A 26537-nucleotide genomic window follows, 5' to 3' on the forward strand; every position below is an offset into this window, starting at 1 on the left:
GGTATCGGCGATTTGTCTGGCCAGGGGCTTTTGGTATGCGCGCTTGTCGGCGCGCCGGGCAGACAAGTTCAGATACATACGGGCCCGAAGTCGCCCCACCGCACGCACGCCAAAGCCCGGACAATGGCCGCCATGACGACGCACCCGCCCGACCACATCCTGATCGTCGATGACGACGCCGGCATCCGCGAGCTGGCCGCCGAATACCTGCAGCGCCAGGGCCTGCAGGTGAGCGTGGCCGCCGACGGGCGGCAGATGCGCGAGGTGCTGGCCACCCAGCGCATCGACCTGCTGGTGCTGGATCTGATGCTGCCGGGTACCGACGGCATCACCCTGTGCCGTGAGCTGCGCAGCCCCGGCGCGCCGCCGCTGCCCATCATCATGCTCACCGCGCGCAGCGACGAGGCGGACCGCATCCTGGGCCTGGAGTTGGGTGCAGACGACTACCTGACCAAACCCTTTGCCGCGCGCGAGCTGCTGGCGCGCATCCACGCCGTGCTAAGGCGCACGCGCATGCTGCCGCCCAACCTGGCCGTGGCAGAGCCCGCGCGCCACCTTGCGTTTGGCGACTGGCGGCTGGACACCACGGCACGCCATATGCTCGATGCCACGGGCGCGGTGGTAGCGCTGTCGGGCGCCGAGTACCGGCTGCTGCGCGTGCTGCTGGACCACCCGCAGCGCATCCTCACGCGCGACCAACTGCTGCAGCTCACGCAGGGGCGCGATGCCGATGTGTTCGACCGCTCCATCGACCTGCTGGTGAGCCGCGTCCGCCAGCGGTTGGGCGATGGCGCACGCGGCTCGCGCTACATCAAGACCGTGCGCAACGAGGGCTATGTGTTCTGCGCCGATGTGCAAGCTGCGGCAGCACCCGCAGGAGCCGCGCCATGACGCTGCGCTGGTGGCCGCGCTCTTTGTTCGGGCGCATCCTGCTGGTGATGGCACTGGGCCTGGCGCTGGCACATGCGCTGACGTTTGTGCTCGCGTTCACCGAGCGCAGCATGACCATGCGGCGGGCCATGGTGTCGTATTTCGCCAGTGACGTAGCCAGCTCGGTCGCCATGCTGGAGCGCCTGCCCGCTGCCGAGCGCGCACAGTGGGTGGACCGGCTGGCGCGCCGCAACTACCGCTTTGCGCTGGTCGAACCGCTGGACGCCCCCGCAGACCCGTCCCAGCTCGCACGCCTGGTCGCCAGCGCTATGGCAGCCACACTGCCTGCCGACCGGGCCGTGCAGGTGATCGACCCCCATGTGCCGGGCACCGAGCTGCGGCTGCAGCTGCGCCTGGCCGACGGTACGCCCCTGGCCGTGGACATGGACGAGCCCCGGCTGCAGATATCGCCCTGGGTGCTGGGCGCGCTGGCACTGCAGCTGGCGCTGCTGGTGGGCCTGTGCGCGTGGGCCGTGCGTGCAGCCACGCGGCCCCTGAGCACGCTGGCCGATGCGGCCGATGCGCTGGGCGCCGACCGCCCCACCGTGCCGCTGGCTGAAGACGGCCCGCGCGAAGTGGTGCGCGCCGCCGTTGCCTTCAACCACATGCAGCAGCGCATCCAGGCGCATCTTCAGGAACGCATGCAGATCCTGGCCGCCGTCTCGCACGACCTGCAAACACCCATCACCCGGCTGCGCCTGCGCGCGGATCTGCTGGACGACACCACGCTGCGCGACAAGCTGCACGCCGACTTGGCCGAAATGCAGTCGCTGGTGGAAGAGGGCATTGCCTACGCGCGCTCATCGCAGGCCGTGCGCGAGCCCCCGCAGCGCGTGGACCTGCGCGCTCTGGTGGAGAGCATTGCGCGCGACTACGCCGATGCCGGCCTGCCGGTACAAGTGCTGCAGGCAGTGGATGTGACCTGCGACACCCGCCCCCAGGCCCTGCGCCGCCTGCTGTGCAACCTGGTGGACAACGCGCTCAAGTTTGCAGGCGCCGCTGAGCTGACGCTGGAGGCAGAGAGGCCAGGCCAGTGCCTGGTGCGCGTCACCGATCATGGGCCTGGCATCCCCCCGGCGGACCTGGCCGCCGTGCTGCAGCCCTATGTGCGGCTGGAGGATTCGCGCAACCGGGGCACGGGCGGCACCGGCCTGGGCCTGGCCATTGCGAACGAACTGGCCCAGGCACTGGGCGGCCGCCTAGTGCTGGGGCCCCGAGCGGACGGCGCGCAGGGGCTGGAAGCGCGCGTCGAGCTGCCAGGCACGCCGCTGCTACAGTGACCGCTCCGTGGACTCCTGAAGGACAACACCGTGGACATCTCTGCCAGCAACCCCGAGCCCAGTGACAGCACCCCACGCATCTGCGTCGGCATTGGCGGCTGGACCTTCGAGCCCTGGCGCGGCAGCTTCTACCCCGCAGGACTGGCGCACAGCAAGGAGCTGCAGTACGCCAGCCGACAGCTCACGGCCATCGAGGTCAACGGCACCTACTACAGCACCTTCAAGCCCCCCCACCTTTGCCAAGTGGCGCGATGAAACGCCCGAAGGCTTTGTGTTCTCGCTCAAGGCCAACCGCTTTGCCACGCACCGGCGCGTGCTGGCCGAGGCGGGCGATTCGATCGCGCGGTTTATCGACAGTGGTATCTCGGAACTGAAGGACAAGCTCGGGCCCATCGTGTGGCAATTCATGCCCACCAAGGCGTTTGAGCCGGGCGACTTCGAGGCCTTTCTGGCCCTGCTGCCGCAGCAGGTGGACGGCCTGCGGCTGCGCCACGCGCTGGATGTGCGCCACCCGAGTTTTGCAACGCCAGCGTTTGTGGCGCTGGCGCGCCGGTATGGCTGCGTGCCTGTGTACACCGACTCCGACCAATTTCCCGCCATCGCGGATGCAGAGGCCGACTTTGCCTACCTGCGGCTGATGCGTGGCCAGGCCGATGTGCCCACGGGCTACACCGCCGATGCGATTGCGCAGTGGGCGCAGGGCGTGCGCACCTGGACCAGCGGCGAGCGGCCCCGCGATGTGTTTGTGTACTTCATCAACGGCGCCAAAGAGCGGGCGCCGGCAGGGGCGATGGAGTTGCTCAGGCAGCTGGGCGCTACACCGTCTCGCGCTGCGTGAAGCCCTGCGGGGCCTCGCCGCCATCGGGCACATTGCCCACCACCACGCGGTCCACCCGCGCATGTGCTGGCCCCTGGTGTGCCCAGTCGATGAGCGCCAGCACGGCGGGTTCCGGGCCCCAGGCGCAGGCCTCCACGCGGCCATCCTGGCGGTTGCGCACCCAGCCCGTCACGCCCAGTCGATTGGCGGCCTGCGCCATGGACCAGCGGTAGCCCACGCCCTGCACCTGGCCGGTGATCAACAGATGGCGGGTGATGGTGGAGTGGGGTTCTGCGTTCATAGGGGGCACTGTAGCGCGCTCCTTGTGGGGAGCCCGCTCCAGGGGCACACTGCCAGCACCACCGCACCCCATGACCAACACCACCCCCAAGGCCCTGCCCACCATCGACCCCCAGCGCTGCACCGGCTGCGGCTGGTGCATTGCGGTGTGCCCGCCGCATGTGCTGTCGCTGCAGGTGTTGGGTACGGGGCCCTGGGGCCCCAAGTGCTCCACCCTGCACGATGCGCCCGGCTGCACCGGGTGCGCGCTGTGTGCGGTGCGCTGCCCATTCGATGCGATCCGCATGGTGCGGGTGGCGGCCACCCAGGCCCGGTGAGGCCGTTGCGCCACAGGCTCACACAAGCGCAAACAGATGCGCATAAGCGCGTACAGGCAGGTTGACAGGCCCCGGCCTGCATCCGGTACACTGCGCCCTTCATGTCGTTCACCTCTCTCCCCATCACCACCGCACGCGCCGCTGCCTTCCAAGGCATGGGCATGATGCCGCCCGCACTCACGCGGGCCAGTGGTGAACAGCGGGCACTGGGTGCACGAATGATTACCACCATTACCACCGCGGCCACCTGAGCACGCGCAGGTGGCCGTTTCGGCAGCCACCTGGTGATCGCTCTCTTCTCCCCCAAGACGAATGCACGAAACCCAGCTCTGGCAGCTGGGTTTTTTTGTTTGCTCGTTAGCCGGAGAAGTCCATGTACCGCGATCCCGTCCAGTCCCTCGAAGCCCCGTTGTTGCCGTCGTCCGCCACGGCCATGCGCCCCCTGCGCGTGGGCATGATTGGCATTGGTACCGTGGGCGCAGGCACCTTTCGCGTGCTGGCGCGCAACCAGGCGCTGATTGCCGCCCGCGCGGGCCGGGGCATCAAGCTGGTGGTGGTCTGCGCCCGCAGCCTGGCCCGCGCCATGAGTGTGGTGGGCAAGGACGTGGCGCTGACCAACGACCCGATGCAAGTCGCCACGCACCCCGACGTGGATGTGCTGGTGGAGGCCGCCGGCGGCACCGGCCCCGCGCGCGACTGGGTGCTGGCCGCCATCCGCGCGGGCAAACATGTGGTCACCGCCAACAAGGCGTTGCTGGCCGAGCATGGCAACGAGATCTTTGCCGCCGCGCGCCAGCACGGCGTGGCCGTGGCCTACGAAGGCGCGGTGGCGGTCAGCATCCCCATCGTGAAGGCGCTGCGCGAGGGCCTCACGGCCAACCGCATCGAGTGGGTGGCGGGCATCATCAACGGCACCACCAACTTCATCCTGAGCAAGATGCGCGACGAGGGTGTGGGCTTTGCCGAAGCGCTGGCGCAGGCCCAGGCGCTGGGCTACGCCGAGGCCGACCCGACGTTTGACATCGAAGGCATGGACGCCGCGCACAAGATCTCGCTGCTGGCGGCCAATGCGTTTGGCATGCCGGTGCGGTTTGCCGATGCGCAGGTGGAGGGCATCACCGCACTGCAGGGCCTGGACGTGGCATGCGCCGAGCAACTGGGCTTTCGCATCAAGCTGCTGGGCGTGGCCAAGCGGCGCAAGGAAGGTGACGCAGAAGGCAATTTAGAGGGGGTTGAGCTGCGCGTGCAGCCCGCGCTGGTGCCCGCCACACATTTGCTGGCGCATGTGAACGGGTCGATGAACGCCGTGATGGTCAAGGGCGATGCGTCGGGCGTGACGATGTACTACGGCGCGGGCGCGGGGGCGGAGCAGACCGCATCGGCCGTGATTGCCGACCTGGTGGATGTGGCGCGGCTCGATGGCACCCACGCGGCGCAGCGCGTGCCACACCTGGGCTTCCACCCCCAGGCCGTGGACGAGCAACTGGCGGTACTGCCCCGGGCGGCCGTGCACACCCGCCACTATCTACGCGTGCCGGTGCACAGCGCCCAGCAGATCGAGGCCGTGGGCGCCTGGCTGGCTGCGCAGCAGGTGCCGGTGCTGCAGGTGGCACTGGCGCTCGACAAGGCCTTGCCCCCCGGCAGCGGCCCTCAGGTGCTGGTGCTGACCGATGCCGTGGCGCAGTCCACCGTGGACCTGGCCGTGTTTGCACTGGCGGCGCACCCTGCAGTGGCGGGGCCGGTGGTCACGCTGCGGGTGGAGACACTGGAAGGGTGAAAGGCGCCTGAAAACGCTTTAGCACGAGGTTTTGGCACCAAACGGGCGGTAGCGCTAGTGCATCATGGCTGGGACGCTATCAATTTTGATAGCCCCTTCCGGTCGCAGCCATCACGCCATCAACCGGCCCAGCACCAGCGCCGCCATGTCCTCGGCCGCGCTGGTGCCCTCCGCCATCAGGCCCTGCACCACACCGGCGCGGTCGGTGTCGGTGCGGTTCTGGCTCACCTTCCAGATGCCCTCCCAGCGCTCCACCGCCAGCTCGATGCCCACGATGGCGCGCAGCAGCTTGTCGATGTAGTCGGGCGGCGCGTCGTCGATGCGCCAGGGGCCGGGGCGGTGGGCCTCGTGCTGCTCGCTCAGGGTGTGCAGGATGCCGCGCAGACGCGCGGGGTCGTCAAACGCGCTCAGTGCGCCGTGGGCATGCACGGTGGCGTAGTTCCAGGTGGGCACCTGCTTGCCGTCCAGGGCCTTGGACGGATACCACGAGGGCGACACATAGGCCTGCGGGCCGTGGAACACCGCCACCGCCTGCTGGGGCAACAGCGGCCACAGCGCGTTGGCGCGGGCCACGTGGCCGATGAGCGTGCCCTGCGGGCCGCGCGCCGGGTCCAGGTACAGCGGGATGTGATTGACGTGTTGCGCGCCTTCGTGCGCAATGACCAGTGTGGCCAAAGGCTGGGCACGTACCAGGGCTTGCTGGGCGGCGGCATCGGCCACCTGAAACTGCCGGTTGGGGTTGGCCATGTCAGCCCCCTTCGACTTCAAGCACCGGGGCGCAGTCGATCTGCGTCTTGACCGAGTTGGCCAGAAAACACGATGTATGGGCGCGGTGGTGCAGCTCGTCCAGCTGCGCAGCGCTGGGCGCGTGCGCCGCATCAAAGCGCGTGACGGGCCTCAGCTGCACATGGGTGACCACCAGCTGGCCCTCTGCGTTCTTGGCCATGGTGCCTACGGCCGCGTCGGTGTAGTGGTTGAGCCGGTAGCCCGCGCGGCTGGCAAAGTCCATGAACCACAGCATGTGACAGCTCGACAGCGCGGCGACATAGGCTTCTTCCGGGTCCACCGCCGCCGCGTCGGAGTACGGCAGCGGCACCACGTGGGGCGACGACGACGCGGCCACGGTGGCGCCGCCATCAAACTGCCAGGTGTGGGCACGGTGGTAGCGCTTGTCCAGAAAGTCGTCGTTGCCACGGGACCAGGTGATGGTGGCGGTGTGCTCGGCCATGGGGTGCTTTCAACAGGATCAGGCCGGCAAGCTGCGGCCCGGGTTTTTACAATGGTTCTTCAGTTTATGAGTGCAACGCCCCATTGAAAGGGCCAATTAGTGCCCAGCCCCGGAGCCAATCGAACCACCGCCACCCTGCGCCAGCAGGTGTACGCCCAATTGCGGCGCGCCATCGAGCAGGGCAGCCTGCGCGCGGGCACGCGCCTGCCGCCCTCGCGCGAACATGCGGCCAGCCTGGGCGTGTCGCGCAACACCGTGCTGTGGGCCCTGCAGCGCCTGCAGGCCGAGGGCTATGTGGAGGCTCGCGTGGGCGACGGCACCTATGTGTCGCAGGCCGTGGCCGCCACACTGCCCGCTGCGCAAGGCCTGGTGGCGCCGCCCCGGGGCCTGTCGCGCCGGGGGCAGCTGATCGCCGACACGGCGGCGCGCTGGCGCCCGCCCCTGGCGGCGGCCAAGGCGTTTCGCATTGGCGCGCCCGAGGTCGCCACCTTTCCGTTTGCGCTGTGGGACCGCCTGACCCGCCAGGCCAGCACGGGCCAGCGCAGCCACCGCGCGCAGTACCTGGACCCGGCCGGCGACCCCGACCTGCGCCAGGCCGTGGCGCAGTGGCTGTGGGCGTCGCGCGGCATCCGCTGCGATGCGGCGCAGGTGGTGGTGTGCTCGGGCTCGCAGCAGGGCATTGACCTGATTGCGCGGCTGCTGCTGGACGTGGGCGACGAGGTGCTGGTGGAAGACCCCGGCTACCCCGGCATCCGCGCCAGCCTGCTGGGCCACGGCGCGCTGGCGCGGCCGGTGGACATGGATGGAGACGGCCTGCGCATCGACACCGCTGCGACGCAGTGGCCCCATGCCCGCATGGCCGTCGTCACGCCCACGCACCAGTTCCCCACCGGCGTGTGCATGAATCTCGCGCGGCGGCAGGCGCTGCTGCAGTGGGCGCGCGCACACGACGCCTGGGTGGTCGAAGACGACTACGACGGCGAGTTCCAGTACGGCGGCGCTGCCCAGCGGGTCCCCGCGCTGTGCAGCCTGCCGGGCTCGGAGCGCGTGTTGTACGTGGGCACCTTCAGCAAGACGTTGCACCCCGGCCTGCGCCTGGGCTTTGTGGTGGTGCCGCCCGCGCTGGTGGAGGCCTTTGCCATGGCCCGCGCCATCACCGACCGGCATGCACCGGGCGACGCGCAAGCGGTGCTGGCGCGCTTCATTGCCGAAGGCCATCTGCTGCGCCACCTGCGGCAGATGCGCGAGCTGTACCTACACCGGCAGCACATGCTGCGCACCGCACTGGCCGAGGCCAGCAACGGCGCCTGGCAGGTGGCCACCAGTGATCGCGGCATGCACCTGCTGCACGAGGTAGCCCCCGGCACCGACGACGAAACCCTGAGCCGCCAGGCGCTGGCGGCGGGCGTAATGCTGGCGCCGCTGTCGCGCTATGCGATGCAGTCGGCGCGCCGGGGCTGGCTGCTGGGGTATGCGGGGTTTGACGAGGCAGAGATCCGCGCGGCGGCCCGCGTGGTGGGGGACCTCGTGCGTCAGCGGTGATGCGGGCGCTGGTGCGTCACCACGCGCCAGGCTGCCGGGCCAGGGCCGCGCCAAGGCCCTCCGTCTGAACCACTGCTTGCGGCTCCACCCTGCGCCACCAGTGCGTGGACAGCGCGGGCGCGCGAATGTCCAGCCGCTCGCCCATGATGGGCGCCACCAGCGGCACCTGCGCTGCCGCCGCCAGCGCAGTGATGCGCTCGAACGGCTCCACCCACGGGTGCAGCGACAGGTCGAAGGTGCCGTTGTGGATGGGGAACAGATGGCGTCCCTGCACATCCAGATGGGCCTGCAGGCTCTCCTCGGGGTGCATGTGGATGTCGGGCCAGTCGGCGTTGTAGGCGCCGGTTTCGATCAGCGTCAGATCAAACGGACCAAACCGCTCTCCAATCGCCTTGAAGCCGTCGAAGTAGCCCGTGTCGCCACTGAAGAAGACGCGGACCTGGTCGGCGCCTTGGCCCGCGATCAGCACCCACGAGGCCCACAGCGTGCTGTTGCCGTCTGACAGGCCCCGGCCCGAGAAATGCTGCGCAGGCGTGGCCACCAGCTGCAGCCCGCTGATGGTGATGCCCTGCCACCAATCGAACTGCTGCACCTTGTCCGCAGGCACGCCCCAGCCGATGAGCCGGTCGCCCACGCCCAGCGGGGTGATGAAGTGCTCCACCTTGGGTGCGAGCTTCTGGATGGCGGCGTAGTCCAGGTGGTCGTAATGGTCGTGCGACAGGATCACGCCGGTGATGGGCGGCAGCTCGTCGATGGTGATGGGCGGTGCATGAAAACGCTTGGGCCCCAGGAACTGGAAGGGCGAGGCCCGCTCGGAAAACACTGGGTCGGTCAACCAGAACTGGCCGTTGATCTTGAAGAGCAGGGTGGAGTGCCCCAGGCGCCACAGGCTCAGGTCGGGCGCGGCCAGCAAATCCGACCGCATCACGGCATACACCGGCACGGGCTCTCGCGGCACGGAGTCGTCAGGCTTGCCGGTGGCAAAGCGCCACATCACCTGCAACGTCTTGAGGGCGCCCAGCGCATGGCGCGGCGCCGCGTTGCGAAACTTGCCACCCGCGAACTGCGGCGACTGTTCATAAGCGGCCGCCGGCTGGGCGGCGCGGGAAAAGAGGCTGTAGGCCATGGCGATCAGTACAACGAGGGCGACACAAACTGCCGGGAGCAGACGGCGGCGATGGGCGAAAGGGAAGGGCACCGGATCTGCGACATAGAAATTACACTGCACAGTGTAGTTCACTTTTCATAAAAGTAAACTACCCGGTGTAAAATTTGCGCATGATCGCCTCCCAGCCCACCCCTCGCCTGACCGACCGCAAGCGCGATGCCATCGTGCAGGCCGCCATCGGCGAGTTCCGCGAACACGGCTTCAACGGCACCAGCATGGACCGCGTGGCGGCAGCGGCGGATGTGTCCAAGCGCACGGTCTACAACCACTTCCCCAGCAAGGAAGAGCTGTTCGAGGCCATCCTGCTGCTGATGTGGGAGCGCAGCCAGTCGCCGGACGAACTGGCCTACACACCCGCGCGCCCGCTGCGCGACCAGCTGCTGGAGCTGCTGGCGCAAAAGATGCGCCTGCTCAACGACGCGAGCTTCATCGACCTGAGCCGCGTGGCCATGGCCGACATGATGCATTCGCCCGAACGCGCGCGCGGCATCACCGCCAAGCTCTCGGCCAAGGAGGAGGGCCTGCCGCGCTGGCTGCGCGCCGCCCAGCAGGACGGCCGCCTGCGCGCCGCCATGGACGTGCCCTATGCCGCGCAGCAATTGCAGGGCATGGTCAAGGCCTTTGCGTTCTGGCCCCAGCTGGCCATGGGCCAGCCGCCCCTGAGCGCAGCGCAGCAGCAGCAGGTGCTGGGCGATGCGGTGGACATGTTTCTGGGGTTCTACGCTGCGCCCACTCAAGAGGCACACCCCCCGGCAAAAAAGGCCAAGGCTGGTAGCACCGGCAAGGCAGCGGCAGCCCGGGGCGCAACACCTGCCAAGCCCACCGCGCGCCGCGCGCCCGCGCGCTGATCACCGCCACCACTCTGGCCAGATCGCCGGCACACGGGGCGATTTGCACTACGCTCGCCCGTTCTTTCCACGCAGCCTGACACCACGATGCCCATCGCCCCCTACCTCGACACCGCCCCGGTTCTGGACACCGGCGTTTTCATCCACGACTCTGCCCAGGTCATCGGTGACGTCACCCTGGGCCGTGACAGCTCGGTCTGGTGCAACGCCGTGCTGCGCGGCGATGTGAACCGCATCACCGTGGGCGTGTGCAGCAACGTGCAGGACCTGACCATGGGCCATGTATCGCACCGCAACGCCAGCAAGCCCGAGGGCTCGCCGCTGGTCATCGGCGACTACGTGACGGTGGGGCATTCGGTCATCCTGCACGGCTGCCGCATCGGCAACGAATGCCTCATCGGCATGGGCTCCATCGTGATGGACGACGCCATCATCGAAGACCGCGTGATGCTGGGCGCGGGCAGCCTGGTCTCGCCGGGCAAGGTGCTGGAGAGCGGCTACCTCTACATCGGCCGCCCTGCGGTGCGCCAGCGCGCGCTCACCGATGCAGAGATTGCGTACCTCAAGTATTCGGCCGAGCACTATGTGCGGGTGAAGAACAACTATCTTCCTCGTTCAGAGCCCTCCCCCATCGACTGATTCGCGGCTACAGGCCGCCGTGGTCAATAGCGGCCCGGCAGCGCATAATTTCTGGCGTATGAGCGAACTTCTCGACCATCTGTCCGAATCCGTCACCACCGCACGGTCCGTGGAGGAGCTGACGCGCCCGCTGCTGGAAATGCTGGAGGCTGTGACGGGGCTGGAGTCCACTTACCTCACGTCCATTGACGAAGTTCGGGGCGTGCAGCATGTGCTGTATGCGCGCAATTCCAGCGCCATGCAGATCCCCGAAGGCCTGACCGTGCCCTGGAACGACACGCTGTGCAAACGAGCACTCGAAGAGGGCCGCACCTTCACGGACGACGTACCGGCCTGCTGGGGCGATTCTCAGGCCGCGCGCGACCTCGGCATCCGCACCTATGTGAGCAAGCCCGTGCGCATGGGCAATGGCGCGCTGTACGGCACGCTGTGCGCGGCCAGCACCCAGCGCCGCCCGCGCACACCCGAGGCCGAGCGCATCCTCACGCTGTTTGCCTACCTCATCGGCCAACAGGTGGAACGCGAACAGCTCATCCAAAAGCTGCTGGTCGCCAACGAAAAGCTCGCCGCCGTGGCCGCCACAGACCAGCTCACCGGCCTGCCCAATCGCCGCGCCCTCGTGCAGGCTCTGGACCGGATGCTGGCGCAGGGCCGGCGCCGCCAGATGGGTGTGCAGATCGCGTTCCTGGACCTGGACGGCTTTAAGGCCATCAACGACACCCACGGCCACGAGGTGGGCGACCAGTTCCTTGTAGCCATAGCAGAGCGCCTGCGGAGCGTGCTGCGAACCGAGGACCTGGCTGCGCGCCTGGGCGGGGACGAGTTTGTGGTGGTCAGTCTGAGCGATCACGCGGGCGACTCTGCGCATTCCGCGCAGGATGCGCTCAGCCATCGCATCACGCAGGCCACGCAAGGGCGGTTTGACCTGCCCGGCGCATCGCTCGACTACGGCGGCGCCAGCGTTGGCGTGGTCACCATCACCCCTGACCAACAGCGCAGCATCGAAGAGGTGCTGCGCGTGGCCGACCAGACGATGTACCGCGTGAAGCTCGCGCGTCGGGGCACACACGACGCGCTGGCGCATGCCCGCAGCGGCCTGACGACCGAGGGCTGAGGCGACCGTCACGCCACCAGCGCAGGGCCGTGCGCCTGCCGCAGAGGCCACACGCGCACGCGGCCACGCGGGGGCCGGGATAATCTGCGTTCACAACCCCAAGTTCCATGGCCTCTTCTCCGTGCCGCGTGCTCTCCGTCATCCCCCCGATGACGCAGCTGAACACGCCATACCCCTCCACCGCCTACCTCACGGGCTTTCTGCGTTCGCGGGGGGTGACGGCGTCCCAGGAAGACCTGGCCTTGGCGCTGGTGCTGCGCCTGCTCTCGCCCGAAGGGCTGCGCGCCGTGGCCGCCAAGGTGGACGCGCTGCCCGCCAAAAAGCAGAGCCCTGCCGTGCAAAGTTTTGCGGCGCAAAAGGACCGCTACCTCGCCACCATCGGCCCGGCCATTGCCTTCTTGCAGGGCCGCGACAGCACGCTGGCCCACCGCATCGTGGGCCGCAACTACCTGCCCGAAGGGCCGCGTTTTGCCACGCTGGATGTGTACGTGGATGACGAAGGCGGCGACCCGCTGGGCTGGGCCTTTGGCGCTTTGGGCCTGACAGACAAAGCCAAGCACCTGGCCACGCTGTATTTGAACGACCTGGCCGACGTGCTGCGCGACGCGGTGGACGAGCGCTTTGAGTTTGTGCGCTACGCCGAATCGCTGGCGGGCAGCCAACCCACGTTCGACCCGCTGGCCAACGCCCTGGCTGCGCCGCCCACGCTGGTGGACGAGATGCTGGAGCAGCTCACGCACGAGGCCATCGCCAAGCACCAGCCCACCGTGGTGCTGCTATCGGTGCCGTTCCCCGGTTCTGTCTACGCAGCCTTCCGCATCGCGCAGGCCATCAAGGCGCGGCACCCACACATCGCCACCGTGCTCGGCGGCGGCTTTGTGGACACCGAACTGCGCGAGCTGGCCGACCCGCGTGTGTTCGACTTCTTTGATTACGTGACGCTGGACGCGGGCGAACGCCCATTGCTGGCGCTGCTGGAACACCTGCGCGGTGAACGCGGCCGCCAGCGCTTGGTGCGCACCTTCGTGCGCGGTGACGATGGCGCGGTGCAGTACGTCAACATGATGGAAGCGGACATCGCCTTCGCCGAGGTGGGTACCCCCACCTGGGACGGCCTGCCGCTGGACCGCTACCTGTCTCTGCTGGACATGCTCAACCCCATGCACCGGCTGTGGAGCGATGGGCGCTGGAACAAGCTCACCGTGGCACACGGCTGTTACTGGAAGAAGTGCAGCTTCTGCGACGTGAGCCTGGACTACATCAGCCGCTACGAAGGCGCGAGCGCCGCCGTGCTGGCCGACCGCATTGAGGCCATCGTGCGCGAGACGGGGCAGACAGGCTTTCACTTTGTGGACGAGGCCGCGCCGCCCAAGGCACTCAAGGCCCTGGCCACCGAGCTGATCGCGCGCGGCACCGGCATCAGCTGGTGGGGCAATGTGCGGTTTGAAAAAACCTTCACCCCCGACCTGGCCGAGCTGCTGGCGGACAGCGGCTGCATCGCTATCTCGGGCGGGCTGGAGGTCGCGTCAGACCGACTGCTCAACCTGATGAAAAAGGGCGTGTCCGTAGACCAGGTGGCGCGCGTGACCAAGGCCTTCACCGACGCAGGCATCCTGGTGCATGCGTACCTCATGTACGGCTTCCCGACCCAGACGGTGCAGGACACGGTGGACGCGCTCGAATACGTGCGCCAGCTGTTCGCCAATGGCTGCATCCAGAGTGGTTTCTTCCACCGCTTTGCCTGTACCGTGCATTCCCCTGTGGGCCAAAACCCCGAGGAATACGGCGTGACCCTGGCGCCGCTGCCGCCGGGCGACTTTGCGAAGAACGACGTGGCCTTCATCGACCCCACGGGCGTGGACCACGACGCGCTGGGCGCGGGCCTGAAGAAGGCCATCTACAACTACATGCACGGCATCGGCCTGGAAGAAGACGTGCGCATGTGGTTCCCGTTCAAGGTGCCCAAGACGACGGTGCGGCGGGACCGGATCGAGCGGGCGTTGAGGTAGCCGATTTAGGTGGTGGTCACCGATTTCTGTATTTCAAATCGTCACAAGGATTTCGATCCTCTAACAACAGAAACGTCAACAAGCCCCACGGAAAAAATACGATACATGAATGCTTAAAGTATCACCCGAGGGAATCATCAGCGACGGTCGCATCATCGTTCGTCGCTTCCTCAACTTGGAACATGGGCCGTTGAGTTCTGTCGTAGCGCTGGTCCTACACCAAACAGACTCATCCACCGCCCAGCAAACATTCAACAGCTATGCAAAAAATCCGCACGGCGCGCATTTTCTGATAGACAAGAACGGGCAGGTCTATCAGACCGCGAGTTTGCTGATGCGATGCCAACACGTGGGACGGCATATTCGCTCCCGATGCTTGGAAATCGATAAGCCCTCATGTGACAGCGTGGCGATGGCTCGAATCCAAGCGATGTCATGGTCCAACCATGTCAAAGCGCTGGACGCGCACGAGCGGGCCAAGACATACCCACAGCGCTACCCCATCAACGGCGACTCGATCGGCATCGAAATCGTAGGCCGCAGCATTGACGCAAAAACTTATGAGTCGGTGACTTCCGAGCAAAACAACTCATTGCAATGGTTGACTGGAGAGCTGTATGCCCACTTCTCCATTTCTCTGCAGGACGTATACCGCCATCCCGCCGTCTCTTACAAAAACCCTGGAGAGGCGGCTACCGCCGTTTGGAAATGAAGTTCGCCTGCCTCGCTGCATTGGCAACATTGGCGGCGTTGGTCTTAGGATTCTTCATATTTTTTTTCAGCCTAAGACCATCGTAGGATCTTATAAATATGTATCCGGCGATTCTGAAGTCTGCCGCCCATCAGATGTGGATTTTTCAGGTGGTGAGATTCAGGATTTTTTTAAGAGTGCAAAAACTGTCAGCAGTCGCCTTATTCACGACGAATTTGATCTCGCACCATGCTACTTAGATGTCGCATCCCGTACGATCATATAGTCGCTTGTGAAACAGGTGCGGGTGGGTCTGGTACCACTCTTTCATCGCCTGCATCGGCGTACTGCTCTTGAGCGCTGACTGCGGTAACTGGTGGTTGTACAAGGCCACATAGCGCAGCAGGGTTTGCTCCATGTCTTCGCGGCTGTTGAACCTGTGGGTCTTCAAAACGTCCGCAATGCGGCCGTTAAATCGCTCCACCATGCCGTTGGTTCTGGGTGTTCTGGGCTTGGTCAGTCGGTGCTCGATGCCTAACTCCTGGCACAGTTGATCGAATTCATGGTTGCCGCTGGGTTCGCGTTCCCGGCTGGCAAACAGACGGTCCGTGAACTCTTTGCCGTTGTCGGTCAACAGCTTGTTGATCCTGATCGGACAGGCCTTGTGCAACGCCTTGAGGAAGGCCTGTGCACTGGCGGCGGTCTTGTTGGACTTGAGCTGCACAAACACCCAACGCGTGGCCCTATCGATAGCCACGAACAGGTAGCGCCGGCTGCTCTCATCCTGCATCTGGGGCAGGTACTTCACGTCCATGTGCACGTAGCCTGGCTCGTAGCTCTTGAAGGTCTTGTAGGCCAGCGCAGGCTGCTGGGGCTTTAGAGCATTGAGGTTGCCCGCTCCATGGCGGCGCAAGCACCTGTCCAGCCCGGAGCGCGAGACATGGGGACAGATGAACTCCCGTGTCACGGCCAGCAGGTCATCCAAAGGCAGCAGCAAGGTACGCCGCAAGTGAACCACCACTGTTTCTTGTGCTGGCGTAAGCACGGTCTGCAGGTGGTGGGCAGTGTGAGAGCGGTCTGCAAAGACGGAACGCTTCTTCCACTTGTAGACCGTCTGCTCAGTGATCCCAAAGCGCTGGGCCAGGACGCTGGCTGGTTCATTGCTGGCTGCGATCTCGGCGCGCACGGCGGGCGTGGTGCGGGCGTTCTTGTGCAGGGCTATCAACATGGCTTCACTCCCTGGGTGGATTGCAAGGACTCTATCAACTCCTTTAGAACCGCTCGCGCCATGAAGAGTGGATAGCGTTTGGAGTCTATGCAATCGTCCGGGATGTGACACTTAGAAGGCCGCCTCATTCATCAACTTCGTATTTGCAGTTGGACTTTACGGCCAGATCGCATCGGTACTCTTGAGTGCGCAGGAGACTTTCAATATCTGCTTATTCGAGAGCAAGAAAATATCGCTCCACAGTAGCTGCAGTTCGTGACAAGCAGAACATTTCAGCTGCGCTGATTGCGTCAAGAAAGCCTGCACGTGGCCAACTCAGGCACCCCTCAGCTCCGGCTTCGCTAGGACCTCAGGGCTCAAACAAGAACGTGTACGGCCAATTGGCTCGACCTAATCTTTTTGCTTCTGATAAGCCTGCTGGGCTGGCACCCCACGGTCCGTGTCCTGCAGGCCACGTTCCAGGTCTTCGTAGGCCTGCTCCATTTCGGGGTGGCGCACGCCGTCGGTCATATCGATGGACTGGTCGCGCTCATGCGGCAGGCGGCCTTCCGGGGCGCTCAGATCCTCGGGGCCGCTGCCGGGCTGCGCAGCGGGCTGGGTGGTGTTCACGCGCCGCTCGGTGCGGGCGGGGACGGGGGCGGAGGGGATAACCTCCTCTTCCTTTCGGGGGGCAGTGGGGGTCGTTTTCATACGGGGCCTTGGTATCCAACATGAAGTCCCTCCACCCTAGCGGCGCCAGCCACACCGCGTTGTAGGCCCAGGCCCTGCGCTGCTGCGGGCGCGCGGAGTCTGTTGTCACCAAAGCAACCATCGCTCCAGCGCATGGAGCAGCAGGAACACGACCACGCCAAGCAAGAAGAGGATTGCCTTGCGGCGCGCCTGTTCGCTTACCACCAGCTTGTAGACCGTGTAAGCGGCGAGCGTGCCTACGAAAGGCGCCACGATGGCGGCCCCGGACATGATGATCGCGGCGAGTTTGCCCCAGCCATCGGTCCCGCCCATGGTCCAGATCGAGTGCAGGACGATCGCGCTCGGAATGGCCAGGCCCCACCACAGCACCCCGGACGCCACCGCCACGCTGACGTGGTGCGCGAGCAGGCCATACAGCGTCAATGCGCCCAGCACCCCGCCCAGGAACGCCAGCCGCTTGAGCCAGAGCGGCAGTGACTCGCCAGAGCGGCGCGCTGGCGTTGCTTCACGGGCCTTCTTAGCTGCTGCGGCCTCCGCCTGGGACCGTTCTTTTTGCAGCTGTTCCTGCTTCTCGGTGGATTCACGGGCGCCGCGCAGAAAGCTGTCCACCGCCGGGTTGTCCATCTGCACAAGGATGCGTACGGTGCGCGACAGGGCCTGGTCGTACTGGGGAATCACGGTCTGCAGCGCCGCCCCCTGGCTGAACCAGTGCCCCATCTGCGCTAGCCAGCTGACGCCAGCGGGTGGCAGCCCGTAGCCGCCCTCGACCGCACTGCACAGGTACTGCTGGGTGGTTTGCGGCGGCACCAGCTGCCGCGTGGTGTAGCGGGGTAGTGCGCATTGCAGCCGCGGCGCCGCTGGTTGCATGCCGGTGCGGCCCAGCTGCAGCGCGAATTCCGGCAGGGGCAGGGGTTCGGCCAGCATGTTGCGCACACCCACCCACAGGTACAGCCCCCGAAGCCGTCCGTCCTGCGCCCGCCGCACCCACAAGCCCGGCCCCTCCTGCACCAGCTCAGCCCCCAGCGCATCCAGCTCGGGCGGGCGGGGCACCTCGGGGCCATCGCGATCCCACTCAACCCGCAACTGCTGCGCCTTCAGGATGGTGGTCCACACGGCCTGGGCACGGCGCTCCAGAAAATAGGGGTCCAGCTCCCGGCCATGGGCGATGGCGGCTTCGATGCTGCTCGCTGCGGGCGCCGGCGCGCCTTCGAGCGCCCGTAGCCAATCGTCCGCCAAGGCCAGCCGCAGATAAATCGCATCCGCCCCCTGGCCCACGGCCTCGGCCGCGCGCCCCCAGGCAAACCGTGCCGGGTCGGTGGGCAGCACTTGCTGCGCGAGCAAGCGCCGGCGCTCCTGGGTTTTGTCTGCCTGCGCCACCGCTGGCGACGTTTTGGTTTGCGCGCCGGCTCCCCCACTGGCCACCAGGCAGACGACCAGCACCGCCCAGCCCAGCCATTGCGCCAAGGCTTGCTGCCACGCCCTGACCCCGTGCAGGCCAAGGCCTGCAGCCTGCGCTGTTCTCCCTCGCATCGCATCCCCTTTTATGGTGTCGTCGTGCGCGGATTGTGCGGCCAAGGGGTTGCTACAAGGCCAGAATTTGGCCGCATCGCACGGTCGGCGGCCAGGCCGTCTGGAGCATGCGACACTACTGTATGTCTCAACAGGTGTGGGCCGCGCAGGCCCTTGAATCTTTCGATGCGGTGGTGCAGGCCACCGAGGGGTTTCGCAGCCGCGCAGGCCAGCGGCTGATGGCGCAGCAGGTGGCGCGTACATTCAGCAGTGCCACGCTGGGCAAGGTGGACGAAGAAAGCGGTGATCCCGCGCCCACGCGCTCCATTGCCGTGATACAGGCGGGTACGGGCGTGGGCAAGTCGCTGGCGTATTGCGCACCCGCCATTGCGCTGGCGCTGGCGCGCGGCACGCGGGTGTTGATCTCCACGGCCACGGTGGCGCTGCAGGAGCAACTGGTCAACAAGGACCTGCCTGCATTGGCCGCGCTGATGCCGCAGCCCTTCAAATTTGCGCTGGCCAAAGGGCGCGGGCGCTATGTGTGCAAGCTCAAGCTGGACCGCCTGGCAGGCCATGGCGAGGCGGAGGAGGAGGGCGAAGACGACCTGTTTGCCGAGGAAGAAGCCGCGGCCCGCGCCAAGCGCCCCCGGCACGAGACCGAGGCGCGCATCCAGTTCTATTCGACGATGGCTCAGACGCTGTCCAAAGGTGCGTGGGATGGTGACCGCGACAGTCTCGATACGCCCCCTGAACCGGAAGTGTGGAGCCCCGTGGCGGCCGAGGGCGCATCGTGCACCGGCAAGCATTGCCCGGCCTTCAGCCAGTGCACCTACTACGACAAGCGCAAGGAGCTGGTGGGCGCGCAGGTGATCGTGGCCAACCACGATTTGCTGCTGTCGTCACTGGGCGCGCGCGTACTGCCCGAACTGGACAACTGTTTGCTGGTGCTGGATGAAGCCCACCACCTGCCATCGACCGCTTTGGATCAATTTGCGTGCAGCATGGACCTGTCGCGCATTACCTGGATCGAGCGCCTGTCCAGCCGGGGCCTGCGCATTGGTGCGCTGCTGGAGGTCGAAGAGATTGCCGACATCCCCAAGCATTCGGCCCAATTGCGGCAGACGCTGCAAGACCTGGCGCGCATCGTGATGGATGTGTATGGCGAACAGCTCAAGGGATTCTCTGGACGAATCGAGCGGCAAGTGGGCGCTGCGGATCGGGATGGGCTGCAAGGCGCAAAGCACAGCCATAGCGGGCGCTATGGCGAGCATTTCCAACGCGGCAGACCGCCCGAGCCCGCAGATGCCCACGGCGCGAGGATTCGTGCAGAGAATCCCCTGCGCCAGCCCAGCGCCTGGGGCCCGGCGCGCGTTCGCGTGCCCCGGGGCGAATTGCCCGAGCCGCTGATTGCGCCGCTGGGCCTGCTGGCCGCCAGTGCCGAAGGCTTCCTCGACGCGCTGCGCGCCATCAGCAAAGCCCTGCGTGCCGAGATGCGCGACAAGCCCGATGAGGCCAAGCGCCTGTCCACGCTGTACGCGCAGATCGGCATGCTGGCCCCGCGCCTGGAAGAGCTGCACGCCACGGCCCAGTTGCTGCTGCAAGACGCGCCTGAGGGCGCAGTGCCTGCCGCCAAGTGGTTCACGCTGGAGGTGGACGGTGACTTCATCGTGGTCAAGGCGCACGCCAGCCCCATCCTGCCCGGCACCACGCTGCGCAACCACCTGTGGAGCGCGGTGCGCGGCGCGGTGCTCACATCGGCCACGCTCACCAGCTGCGGGCACTTTGATTTCTTTCTGCGCGAGGCGGGTCTGCATGGCGACGCGGCTACCACCACGCTGGAAGTCCCCAGCCCCTTCAACTACGCGGCGCAAGGCACGCTGATTGCCGCCGAGACGCGCGCCGACCCCAAGAACGCTGCACAGTTCACCACCGAGATGGTCGATGCGCTTCTGCACGACATTGCGCGCGTGGAATACGGCGCGCTGGTGCTGTTCACCTCGCGCGAGCAAATGCGCCAAGCGGTGGATGCATTGCCCACCGCCATGCGCAGCGTGGTGCTGGTGCAGAACGCACTGCCGCGCACGCAGCTGCTCAAGCGCCACCGCGAGCGGGTGGAGAACGGCGAGCCCTCGGTCATCTTTGGCATGCAGTCGTTTGGCGAGGGGCTGGATTTGCCGGGACGCCTGTGCGAATCGGTGTTCATCACCAAGCTGCCCTTTGCCCCGCCTGACGACCCGGTGGGCGAGGCCCGCGCCGAGTGGCTGCGCGCCGTGGGCCGCGACCCCTTCAGCGAACTGGTGGTGCCCGCCACCGCCATCCGCCTGGCGCAATGGGTGGGTCGCGCGATCCGCACCGAAGAAGACATGGCGCATGTGTACTGCTACGACAAGCGCCTGACGCGCACCAGCTACGGGCAGCGGCTGCTCAAGGGCTTGCCACCGTTTGCGCTGGAGCAACGTGCACCGCTGTGAAGCGGTGATACTTTGCCCCCTTTGAATTCATAACCACTACAACAACCCCAGAGAGGACCCCCATGCCCCACACCGTACCTGCCTGCCCCCAATGTGGCCTGGAGAACACCTACCCCGATGGCAGCAACTACGTGTGCCCCGACTGCGCGTTTGAATGGCCGCAAGTGGCCGATGCAGCAGAAGCCGACGCCGATGCAGGCGAGGGCATCATGCGCGATGCCGTACGTGATGCCAACGGCAACCCACTGGCCGATGGCGATGCGGTGATTTTGGTGAAAGACCTCAAGGTCAAGGGCTCGTCGTCCACCCTCAAAAAGGGCACCAAGATCAAGAGCATTCGCCTGGTCGATGGCGCCGACGGCCACAACGTGGACTGCAAGACGGACCTGGGCAGCATGCTGCTCAAGTCAGAGTTTCTCAAGAAGGCCTGATCGGCGCGGGGCGCAGCACCCCGTGTCAGACAAGCACCCACAGGCATCGGCGCTGCACGCCGACGCCAGGGTGCAGCGAGGGTGCCTAGAGTGCATGGATGGCCGCGCGAACACCCAAATGGCGCGGACCCTTTCGACTCCCCACCCCCTGCTGGAGGCCCCATGCACACTGAATCCCCCGCCCACGAGACCCTGTGGAAGCTCATCAAGGACATCCGCTTTGGCATGCTCACGCACCGCACGTCCACGGGCATGCTGCACGCGCACCCGCTGACCACCCAGAACCGGCAGCTGGATGAGCAGGCCGAGCTGTACTTCTTCATCTCCCAGTCGGGCGAGCTGTACGAGCGCCTGTTGACCGACGGCGAAGTGAACGTGTCGTATGCCGACCCGGACGAAGACAGCTATGTGTCCGTGTCCGGCCAGGCGCGGTTTGTGGAGGACCGCGCGCTGAAGGAAGCCCTGTGGTCCCCCATGGCTAAGGCTTGGTTCCCAGGCGGCGTGTCCGACCCCGACCTGGCGCTGCTCGCAGTGCGCATCCGCCATGCCGAGTACTGGAATGTGGACGAAAGCAAGATGGTGCAACTGTTCCAGATGGCCAAGGCCGCGATCACCGGGGAGCCCCCGCGCCACCTGGGCGAGCACAAGGAACTGACCTTGTCCTGACCGGCACGGAGCAGCAGCGTTGGGCTTGGCATGCCAGGCCCCACGCACCGGTTGCTGCACCGAATTTGTTAACCAAATCGGTCTTTATCGCTAGTGCATCATGCCCTTGCAGCTACACAATCAATAGCAACGCCTTGACCGAAAGGCGCAACCAGCGTTATCGCGGCGCATTGCGCGCCTTGCGATAGCGCCGGGTGGCATCGGCCACCATCGCGTCCTTGGGCAACAGCTGGGTGCCGCCCACCCACAGCTCGGTCGGCGTGCCGCTGGCGTCGCGCACGCGGCGCACCGGCTGGCCCGGGCTGGCGTAGGCCGAGGCTTTCTGCACCACACCGGTGTCGCGCCCGGTGACGACCAGCTCGGTGGTGGCCGCGTTGAAGGGCACGAACATGGCGGGCGCCACCTGGCACACCACCTTGCCCATGGGCACCAGGTCGCTGGCGCCCCACAGGCTCCACCAGCGCCCCGCCCAGGCGGCTTCCTTTTTGCCCGGCGCACCATGCTGCTGGAACGCAAACAAGATGCTGGCAATGCCTTCCACCCATTCGGTGGACAAGCCGTCCTGCGCATTGGTGAGCACGGTCACCGTGAGGTCGAGCGCGGGGTAGCGCGCTGTGCGCGACAGGAACCCTTGCAGGCTGCCGGTGTGGCCCATCCATTCGCGCGGTCCCGGCGCGCTGAGCATGGTGCCCAGCCCGTAGTGGGACTCGAACAGGTTGCAGGGGTCGCGCCAGCGGCGCTGCGCCATCTCGCGGCGGCTGGCGGGCGAGAGTATGCTCTGCGGGCTGTCCGGCGCCAGCTGCGAAAAGAAGCGGGCCACGTCCGACGCGGTGGACACAAACCCGGCCGCCGGGGCCATGGCGTCGCACGGGTTGTCACCCGGCACGATCAGCCGCTGGCCGAACGGAAACTCACTGCTGTGGCCCACGGCCAAGGGCGCGCGCCGGGGCAGATGGGGCATGTCGGGGGCGGTCTCCTCCAGGCCTGCGGCGGCGATCACGTGGCGCTGCATCCAGGTGGCGTAGTCCGTGCCGGTCACCTGCTCCATCATCAGCCCCAGCAGGCCGTAGCCGTGGTTGGAATACTTGAGCTGTACGCCCGCCTCCAGCGGCGGCTTGGCGCGCAGGTCCGCCAGCAGCTCGGCGCGCGAGAGAAATGGCCGCCGGTCCAGAAACTGGCCGGCATCGGGGCCGTCGCGTGTCACGCCCGCGCTGTGCGACAGCAGCTCGCCAATGCGGGCGCGGGCCAGGTCCTTGTGCAGGCCATCGACATAGCGACCAATGGGGTCGTCCAGCCCGACTTGGCCCTGCTCGCGCAGCAGCATGACGCCCGCTGCCGTGAAGGTCTTGGAGTGCGAAGCAATGCGCAGGCGGTGCCGGGGCAAGAACCTGTTCAAGGTCTTTTTGGAGATTGCATTGAAGTGCAATCGGGATGAGTGGATGCTTCGGATGCGCCGCATGGGCTCGTGCTCATGCAAGCAGCCGGGGCGTCCAATCGCCCGATTTCACTCCAACCCTTCGGGCAAGTGCCTTGCCGGGCGGTCTGCGGCGTTGCGGCGCTTGTCAATAGCCAAGCTATTGGCTGCGCACCGCGCCTGGCATCCCATCCCGGCAAGGTACTTGTGCAACTCCAAAAAGACCTTGAACAGGTTCTAGTGTTTGTGGGTGCGCATGTCGGACACGCCCAGCGCCAGCTCCGCCACCGTTTCGCCGCCGCGCGCAATGGCCACGGAACACCCGGGCTGACGGTAGCGCTCCAGTTGCAAGTCCAGCCATTGCGGCAGGTAGTCCAGCGCCGCGCGCAGCCAGGCGGGCGGGGCGGCGTTTTTCTTCATGGTGTGCTCGGCTCCATGCATCCAGAGAAGGAGTGGGGCAGTGTAGGCCACGCACTGGATAAGCAGGGAGGCACACAGACACCCTGGGCGCACAGGATGGCCTGCGGGGCGGCGGCACAATCCTTCCTTTTCGCACGCAAGCCCATGTCCCCCATCGCCGTCATCGACTTTGAAACCACCGGCGTCTCGCCCGGCCAGGGCGCACGCGCGACCGAGGTGGCCATCGTGCTGCTGGAGGGCGGCCAGGTGGTGGACCGGTTCCAGAGCCTGATGAAAACTGGGGTGTGGATCCCGTCGTTCATCACCCAGCTCACCGGCATCACCAACGCGATGGTGAACGCCGCACCCGACGCGGCGCAGGTGATGCAGGACGCCGCGCGTTTTGTGGGTGATGCGCCCATGGTGGCGCACAACGCATCCTTCGACAGCAAGTTCTGGCAGGCCGAGCTGGCCCTGGCCGGGCTGGCTGCACCGCAGCCGTTTGCGTGCACGGTGCTGCTGTCGCGGCGCCTGTACCCCGAGGCGCCCAGCCACCAACTGGGCACGCTGGTGGACTACCACGGCCTGCCGCGCACGGGCCAGGCCCACCGGGCGCTGGCGGACGCCGAGATGGCTGCCGCGCTGCTGGCCCGCATGCAGCACGACCTGCGCACACGCTGGCGGGTGGCCGAGCCCAGCTACACACTGCTGCAAACGCTGCAGCGCTGCGCCAAGCCCAAGATAGGGGCGCTGCTGGCGCAGCATGCAGGCGCCTGATCCGACCTGCCCGCTGGCGATGTTGCTGCACAGTTACTATTGAATTAATAGCTGCTAGCGCATGATTCACTAGCGCTTGCGGCATTTTTGACTCGAATCCAGGGCTGACGACCGTTCTCCAGAGCATGCGTCTGCAGGGGCCGCGCAAGTCCCTCCGCAACGGGTGCAATCGCCTGCTCTGCCGATAATCGATCAGGACTTGCACGACGGAGCTTTGCCACCGGTGGCGCAGCCCCGCCTTCGTCCTCAAAACCTGTTCACGACGACAACATGAAAGGCTTGGCCATGGGGTATCTGGTACTGGGACTGGTGCTGTTTCTGGGCGTGCACTCGGTGCGCATCGTGGCCGATGGCTGGCGCACCCACATGCGGACGCGCCTGGGCGAGATGCCGTGGAAGGGGCTGTATTCGCTGGTGTCGGCCGTGGGCCTGGCGCTCGTCGTCTGGGGCTATGGCCTGGCGCGGCAGCAGCCCGTGGTGCTGTGGGTGCCGCCCATCGGCATGCGGCACGCCGCAGCGCTGCTGACGCTGATCGCCTTTGTGCTGCTGGCCGCCACCTATGTGCCGCGCAATGCCCTCAAGGCCCGGCTGCACCACCCCATGGTGCTGGGCGTGAAGGTGTGGGCGCTGGCGCATCTGCTGTCCAACGGCAACCTGGCCGATGTGCTGCTGTTTGGCAGCTTCTTGCTGTGGGCCGTGCTGAGCTTTCGCGCCGCGCGCCAGCGCGACCGGGCGCAGGGCACCGTGTACGCGGCGGGCAGCGCTACAGGCACGGCGGCGGCTGTGGTGGTGGGCGCCGTGGCCTGGGTGGGCTTTGCGTTCTGGGGCCATGCGTGGCTGATCGGCGTGGCGCCGCTGGGGCGATGATCGAACGCCGGGACGACCCGCAACGCAAATGCCGGAGAATCCGCGCTTTGCGTTTTTTCCTTTCTCGCTGAGACCTCTATGACCGAAGCCACCACCCCCAACACCCCCGCCCTGCCGCCCCTGCCCGACCACCTGTCGGTCAACCCCCGCAGCCCGCACCATGTGGCCGCCGTGTTCGAGCACGACATCGGCATCCGCCTGAACGGCAAGGAGCGTTTTGATGTGGAGGAATACTGCATCAGCGAAGGCTGGGTGAAGGTGCCCGCCGGCAAGACGGTGGACCGCAAGGGCCAGCCGCTGCTCATCAAGATCAAGGGCACGGTCGAAGCGTTCTACAAGTGACCGCTGTACGGGCGGCCGCGCCGCTCGCTCCTGGTGCCTGGGTGATCCACTGCGATGGCAGTGCTTGGCCCAACCCCGGGCGCATGGGCCTGGGCGCGGTGCTGACGGGCCCCGACGGCACCGTGCAGCACCAGATCTCCGAAGCCACCACCTTCACCGGCTGCAACAACGAGGCCGAGTTGCGCGCGCTGATGTTGGCGCTGCAGTGGCTGGCGCAGCAGGGCATTGCCACATCAACCCAAGTGCACGTGTTCAGCGACAACAGCGTGCTGGTGGAGCAGTTGGGCAGCCATCCCACGGCACCGATCACGCGGCTGGCGACGCTGTTTGACGAAGCACGCGAGGCACTGCGGCAGTTCCCGCAAGCCCAGGTCCAGTGGATTCCCCGCCACCGCAACGGTGCAGCCGATACGCTGGCCCGCGCCGCCCTGGGGCTGGCGCCCAAGGCCGCCACGCCACAGGGGCAGACGCTCAAAAAGCGCCGCAGGCGCTGAGCCCGCCCCCGGCACGCGCCATCAGGCCGGGTCGAGCCCTGCAGCCACCCGATAGGCCTGTATGCGCGGCAGCAGCGCCTGGCGACGGGCGGTGCTTTGCGCAGGCCACAACCCTTCGCGTTCGTAATATTCCTCCACGGCGGGTGTCCCTGGCGGCAGCACCACCCAGGGCTGTTTGGAGGCCGTGAAGATGTGGATGTCGGGCGGCAGGTGGTTCGGCGCATCCAGCGTGCCCACGCGCACAAAGGCCATCACGGGGCCCGCACCTGCGTAGTGGCTCCAGACCGCCACCTGGCAGTGCGGGCAGCGTGCAATCTGCTGGCCCAGGCCGCTTTCTGACGGGGTGTGCACCATCGCCGGGGTGCCTGCGAGCAATTCCACGCGGTCGGCCTCGATCATCGCGTTCAGCGCAAAGGCCGCGCCGCTTTCGCGCTGGCACCAGCGGCAGTGGCAGCAGTGCACAAACAGCGGGGGCGTGAGCAGGCGGTAGCGCACATGGCGACAGGTGCAGCCGCCTTCCAGCGGGTATTCAGGGGCAGGGTGGGGCATGAGGGGGGTGTCCTTGCAGCGGGGTGAGGGTGCGCGCAAC

Annotated in this window: 28 protein-coding genes and 1 pseudogene; 19 read left to right on the forward strand and 10 right to left on the reverse strand. The window is 66.6% G+C overall.

Going from position 1 to position 26537, the window contains the following annotated elements:
• Window positions 1-132: 132 nt before the first annotated feature.
• From C380_RS00050 to C380_RS00060, 3 genes and pseudogenes are all read left to right on the forward strand, one after another.
• Entirely contained in the window at window positions 133-891 is a 759-nt protein-coding gene (locus C380_RS00050; RefSeq protein ID WP_015011838.1) for a response regulator, read from the forward strand.
• Complete coding sequence (locus tag C380_RS00055) at window positions 888-2210, forward strand: HAMP domain-containing sensor histidine kinase (RefSeq protein WP_015011839.1); 1323 nt, start codon at window positions 888-890, stop codon at window positions 2208-2210. Before C380_RS00050 ends, C380_RS00055 begins: the two co-directional genes overlap by 4 nt.
• A gap of 36 nt (window positions 2211-2246) precedes the next feature.
• A pseudogene (locus tag C380_RS00060) lies at window positions 2247-3048 on the forward strand (DUF72 domain-containing protein).
• Here C380_RS00060 and C380_RS00065 read toward each other — a convergent pair.
• The gene (locus tag C380_RS00065; protein ID WP_015011840.1) at window positions 3026-3328 is read right to left on the reverse strand and encodes an acylphosphatase; all 303 of its coding nucleotides are present in this window, start codon (window positions 3326-3328) and stop codon (window positions 3026-3028) included. The pseudogene C380_RS00060 and the gene C380_RS00065 sit on opposite strands and share 23 nt — an antisense overlap.
• A 70-nt stretch (window positions 3329-3398) precedes the next feature.
• On the opposite strand from C380_RS00065, the gene C380_RS00070 reads away from it, so the two are divergent.
• The 3 genes from C380_RS00070 to C380_RS00075 all read left to right on the forward strand — a co-directional run bounded on the left by C380_RS00070 (window position 3399) and on the right by C380_RS00075 (window position 5421).
• Window positions 3399-3644, forward strand: a complete 246-nt coding sequence (locus tag C380_RS00070) for an ATP-binding protein (RefSeq protein ID WP_015011841.1) — start codon at window positions 3399-3401, stop codon at window positions 3642-3644.
• 101 nt (window positions 3645-3745) lie between these two features.
• On the forward strand, window positions 3746-3895 hold the full coding sequence (locus tag C380_RS25195) for a hypothetical protein (protein WP_158641480.1): 150 nt from the start codon (window positions 3746-3748) through the stop codon (window positions 3893-3895).
• Window positions 3896-4017: 122 nt separating this feature from the next.
• Window positions 4018-5421 carry a homoserine dehydrogenase gene (locus C380_RS00075; RefSeq protein WP_015011842.1) on the forward strand — a complete coding sequence of 468 codons (1404 nt, stop codon included), beginning with the start codon at window positions 4018-4020 and terminating at the stop codon, window positions 5419-5421.
• Window positions 5422-5532: 111 nt separating this feature from the next.
• Here the strand turns inward: C380_RS00075 and C380_RS00080 are convergent, their stop codons facing one another.
• Together C380_RS00080 and C380_RS00085 are read right to left on the reverse strand one after the other, a co-directional pair.
• On the reverse strand, window positions 5533-6168 hold the full coding sequence (locus C380_RS00080; protein WP_015011843.1) for an FMN-binding negative transcriptional regulator: 636 nt from the start codon (window positions 6166-6168) through the stop codon (window positions 5533-5535).
• A gap of 1 nt (window position 6169) precedes the next feature.
• Entirely contained in the window at window positions 6170-6649 is a 480-nt protein-coding gene (locus tag C380_RS00085; protein WP_015011844.1) for an OsmC family protein, read from the reverse strand.
• Between the two features lie 99 nt (window positions 6650-6748).
• Between C380_RS00085 and C380_RS00090 the strand changes: the two genes are divergently transcribed.
• Window positions 6749-8191 (forward strand): PLP-dependent aminotransferase family protein, encoded by a 1443-nt coding sequence (locus C380_RS00090; protein WP_015011845.1) that lies wholly within the window; start codon window positions 6749-6751, stop codon window positions 8189-8191.
• A 16-nt stretch (window positions 8192-8207) separates the two neighbouring features.
• On the opposite strand, the gene C380_RS00095 is transcribed toward C380_RS00090, so the two are convergent.
• Complete coding sequence (locus C380_RS00095; protein ID WP_015011846.1) at window positions 8208-9317, reverse strand: MBL fold metallo-hydrolase; 1110 nt, start codon at window positions 9315-9317, stop codon at window positions 8208-8210.
• Between the two features lie 152 nt (window positions 9318-9469).
• On the opposite strand from C380_RS00095, the gene C380_RS00100 reads away from it, so the two are divergent.
• From C380_RS00100 to C380_RS00120, 5 genes are all read left to right on the forward strand, one after another.
• Window positions 9470-10207, forward strand: a complete 738-nt coding sequence (locus C380_RS00100; protein WP_015011847.1) for a TetR/AcrR family transcriptional regulator — start codon at window positions 9470-9472, stop codon at window positions 10205-10207.
• Between the two features lie 87 nt (window positions 10208-10294).
• Complete coding sequence (locus C380_RS00105; RefSeq protein WP_015011848.1) at window positions 10295-10846, forward strand: gamma carbonic anhydrase family protein; 552 nt, start codon at window positions 10295-10297, stop codon at window positions 10844-10846.
• Window positions 10847-10904: 58 nt separating this feature from the next.
• A complete protein-coding gene (locus C380_RS00110; protein WP_015011849.1) occupies window positions 10905-11960 on the forward strand; it encodes a sensor domain-containing diguanylate cyclase in 1056 nt (351 codons plus the stop codon).
• 107 nt (window positions 11961-12067) lie between these two features.
• Entirely contained in the window at window positions 12068-13969 is a 1902-nt protein-coding gene (locus C380_RS00115; protein ID WP_015011850.1) for a radical SAM protein, read from the forward strand.
• A 109-nt stretch (window positions 13970-14078) separates the two neighbouring features.
• Entirely contained in the window at window positions 14079-14681 is a 603-nt protein-coding gene (locus tag C380_RS00120) for an N-acetylmuramoyl-L-alanine amidase (RefSeq protein ID WP_015011851.1), read from the forward strand.
• A 235-nt stretch (window positions 14682-14916) separates the two neighbouring features.
• On the opposite strand, the gene C380_RS00125 is transcribed toward C380_RS00120, so the two are convergent.
• The 3 genes from C380_RS00125 to C380_RS00135 form a co-directional block, all read right to left on the reverse strand.
• Window positions 14917-15888 (reverse strand): IS481 family transposase, encoded by a 972-nt coding sequence (locus C380_RS00125; RefSeq protein WP_015011852.1) that lies wholly within the window; start codon window positions 15886-15888, stop codon window positions 14917-14919.
• Between the two features lie 390 nt (window positions 15889-16278).
• Window positions 16279-16578 (reverse strand): hypothetical protein, encoded by a 300-nt coding sequence (locus C380_RS00130; RefSeq protein WP_015011853.1) that lies wholly within the window; start codon window positions 16576-16578, stop codon window positions 16279-16281.
• Window positions 16579-16683: 105 nt separating this feature from the next.
• Window positions 16684-18108, reverse strand: a complete 1425-nt coding sequence (locus C380_RS00135; RefSeq protein ID WP_238544057.1) for a hypothetical protein — start codon at window positions 18106-18108, stop codon at window positions 16684-16686.
• Between the two features lie 122 nt (window positions 18109-18230).
• Here C380_RS00135 and dinG point away from each other — a divergent pair, with 122 nt between their 5' ends.
• The 3 genes from dinG (at window position 18231) to C380_RS00150 (ending at window position 21655) form a co-directional block, all read left to right on the forward strand.
• Complete coding sequence (gene dinG, locus C380_RS23890) at window positions 18231-20558, forward strand: ATP-dependent DNA helicase DinG (protein WP_015011855.1); 2328 nt, start codon at window positions 18231-18233, stop codon at window positions 20556-20558.
• Window positions 20559-20620: 62 nt separating this feature from the next.
• Window positions 20621-20989, forward strand: a complete 369-nt coding sequence (locus C380_RS00145; protein WP_015011856.1) for a zinc ribbon domain-containing protein YjdM — start codon at window positions 20621-20623, stop codon at window positions 20987-20989.
• A 162-nt stretch (window positions 20990-21151) separates the two neighbouring features.
• On the forward strand, window positions 21152-21655 hold the full coding sequence (locus tag C380_RS00150) for a pyridoxamine 5'-phosphate oxidase family protein (RefSeq protein ID WP_015011857.1): 504 nt from the start codon (window positions 21152-21154) through the stop codon (window positions 21653-21655).
• A 157-nt stretch (window positions 21656-21812) separates the two neighbouring features.
• On the opposite strand, the gene C380_RS00155 is transcribed toward C380_RS00150, so the two are convergent.
• Together C380_RS00155 and C380_RS00160 are read right to left on the reverse strand one after the other, a co-directional pair.
• Window positions 21813-23039 carry a serine hydrolase gene (locus C380_RS00155; protein ID WP_015011858.1) on the reverse strand — a complete coding sequence of 409 codons (1227 nt, stop codon included), beginning with the start codon at window positions 23037-23039 and terminating at the stop codon, window positions 21813-21815.
• A gap of 267 nt (window positions 23040-23306) precedes the next feature.
• Complete coding sequence (locus tag C380_RS00160) at window positions 23307-23489, reverse strand: hypothetical protein (protein ID WP_015011860.1); 183 nt, start codon at window positions 23487-23489, stop codon at window positions 23307-23309.
• 144 nt (window positions 23490-23633) lie between these two features.
• Between C380_RS00160 and C380_RS00165 the strand changes: the two genes are divergently transcribed.
• The 4 genes from C380_RS00165 (at window position 23634) to C380_RS00180 (ending at window position 25948) form a co-directional block, all read left to right on the forward strand.
• On the forward strand, window positions 23634-24245 hold the full coding sequence (locus C380_RS00165; RefSeq protein ID WP_043565843.1) for a PolC-type DNA polymerase III: 612 nt from the start codon (window positions 23634-23636) through the stop codon (window positions 24243-24245).
• A gap of 285 nt (window positions 24246-24530) precedes the next feature.
• Window positions 24531-25112 carry an NnrU family protein gene (locus tag C380_RS00170; RefSeq protein WP_015011862.1) on the forward strand — a complete coding sequence of 194 codons (582 nt, stop codon included), beginning with the start codon at window positions 24531-24533 and terminating at the stop codon, window positions 25110-25112.
• Window positions 25113-25190: 78 nt separating this feature from the next.
• Entirely contained in the window at window positions 25191-25454 is a 264-nt protein-coding gene (locus tag C380_RS00175; protein ID WP_015011863.1) for a DUF3297 family protein, read from the forward strand.
• On the forward strand, window positions 25451-25948 hold the full coding sequence (locus C380_RS00180; protein ID WP_015011864.1) for a ribonuclease HI family protein: 498 nt from the start codon (window positions 25451-25453) through the stop codon (window positions 25946-25948). Before C380_RS00175 ends, C380_RS00180 begins: the two co-directional genes overlap by 4 nt.
• A 21-nt stretch (window positions 25949-25969) precedes the next feature.
• Here the strand turns inward: C380_RS00180 and C380_RS00185 are convergent, their stop codons facing one another.
• Window positions 25970-26497, reverse strand: coding sequence for a GFA family protein (locus C380_RS00185; RefSeq protein WP_015011865.1), 528 nt, complete (start codon window positions 26495-26497; stop codon window positions 25970-25972).
• Window positions 26498-26537 lie beyond the last annotated feature (40 nt).

Source organism: Acidovorax sp. KKS102, from assembly GCF_000302535.1.
Lineage (GTDB): Bacteria > Pseudomonadota > Gammaproteobacteria > Burkholderiales > Burkholderiaceae_C > Acidovorax.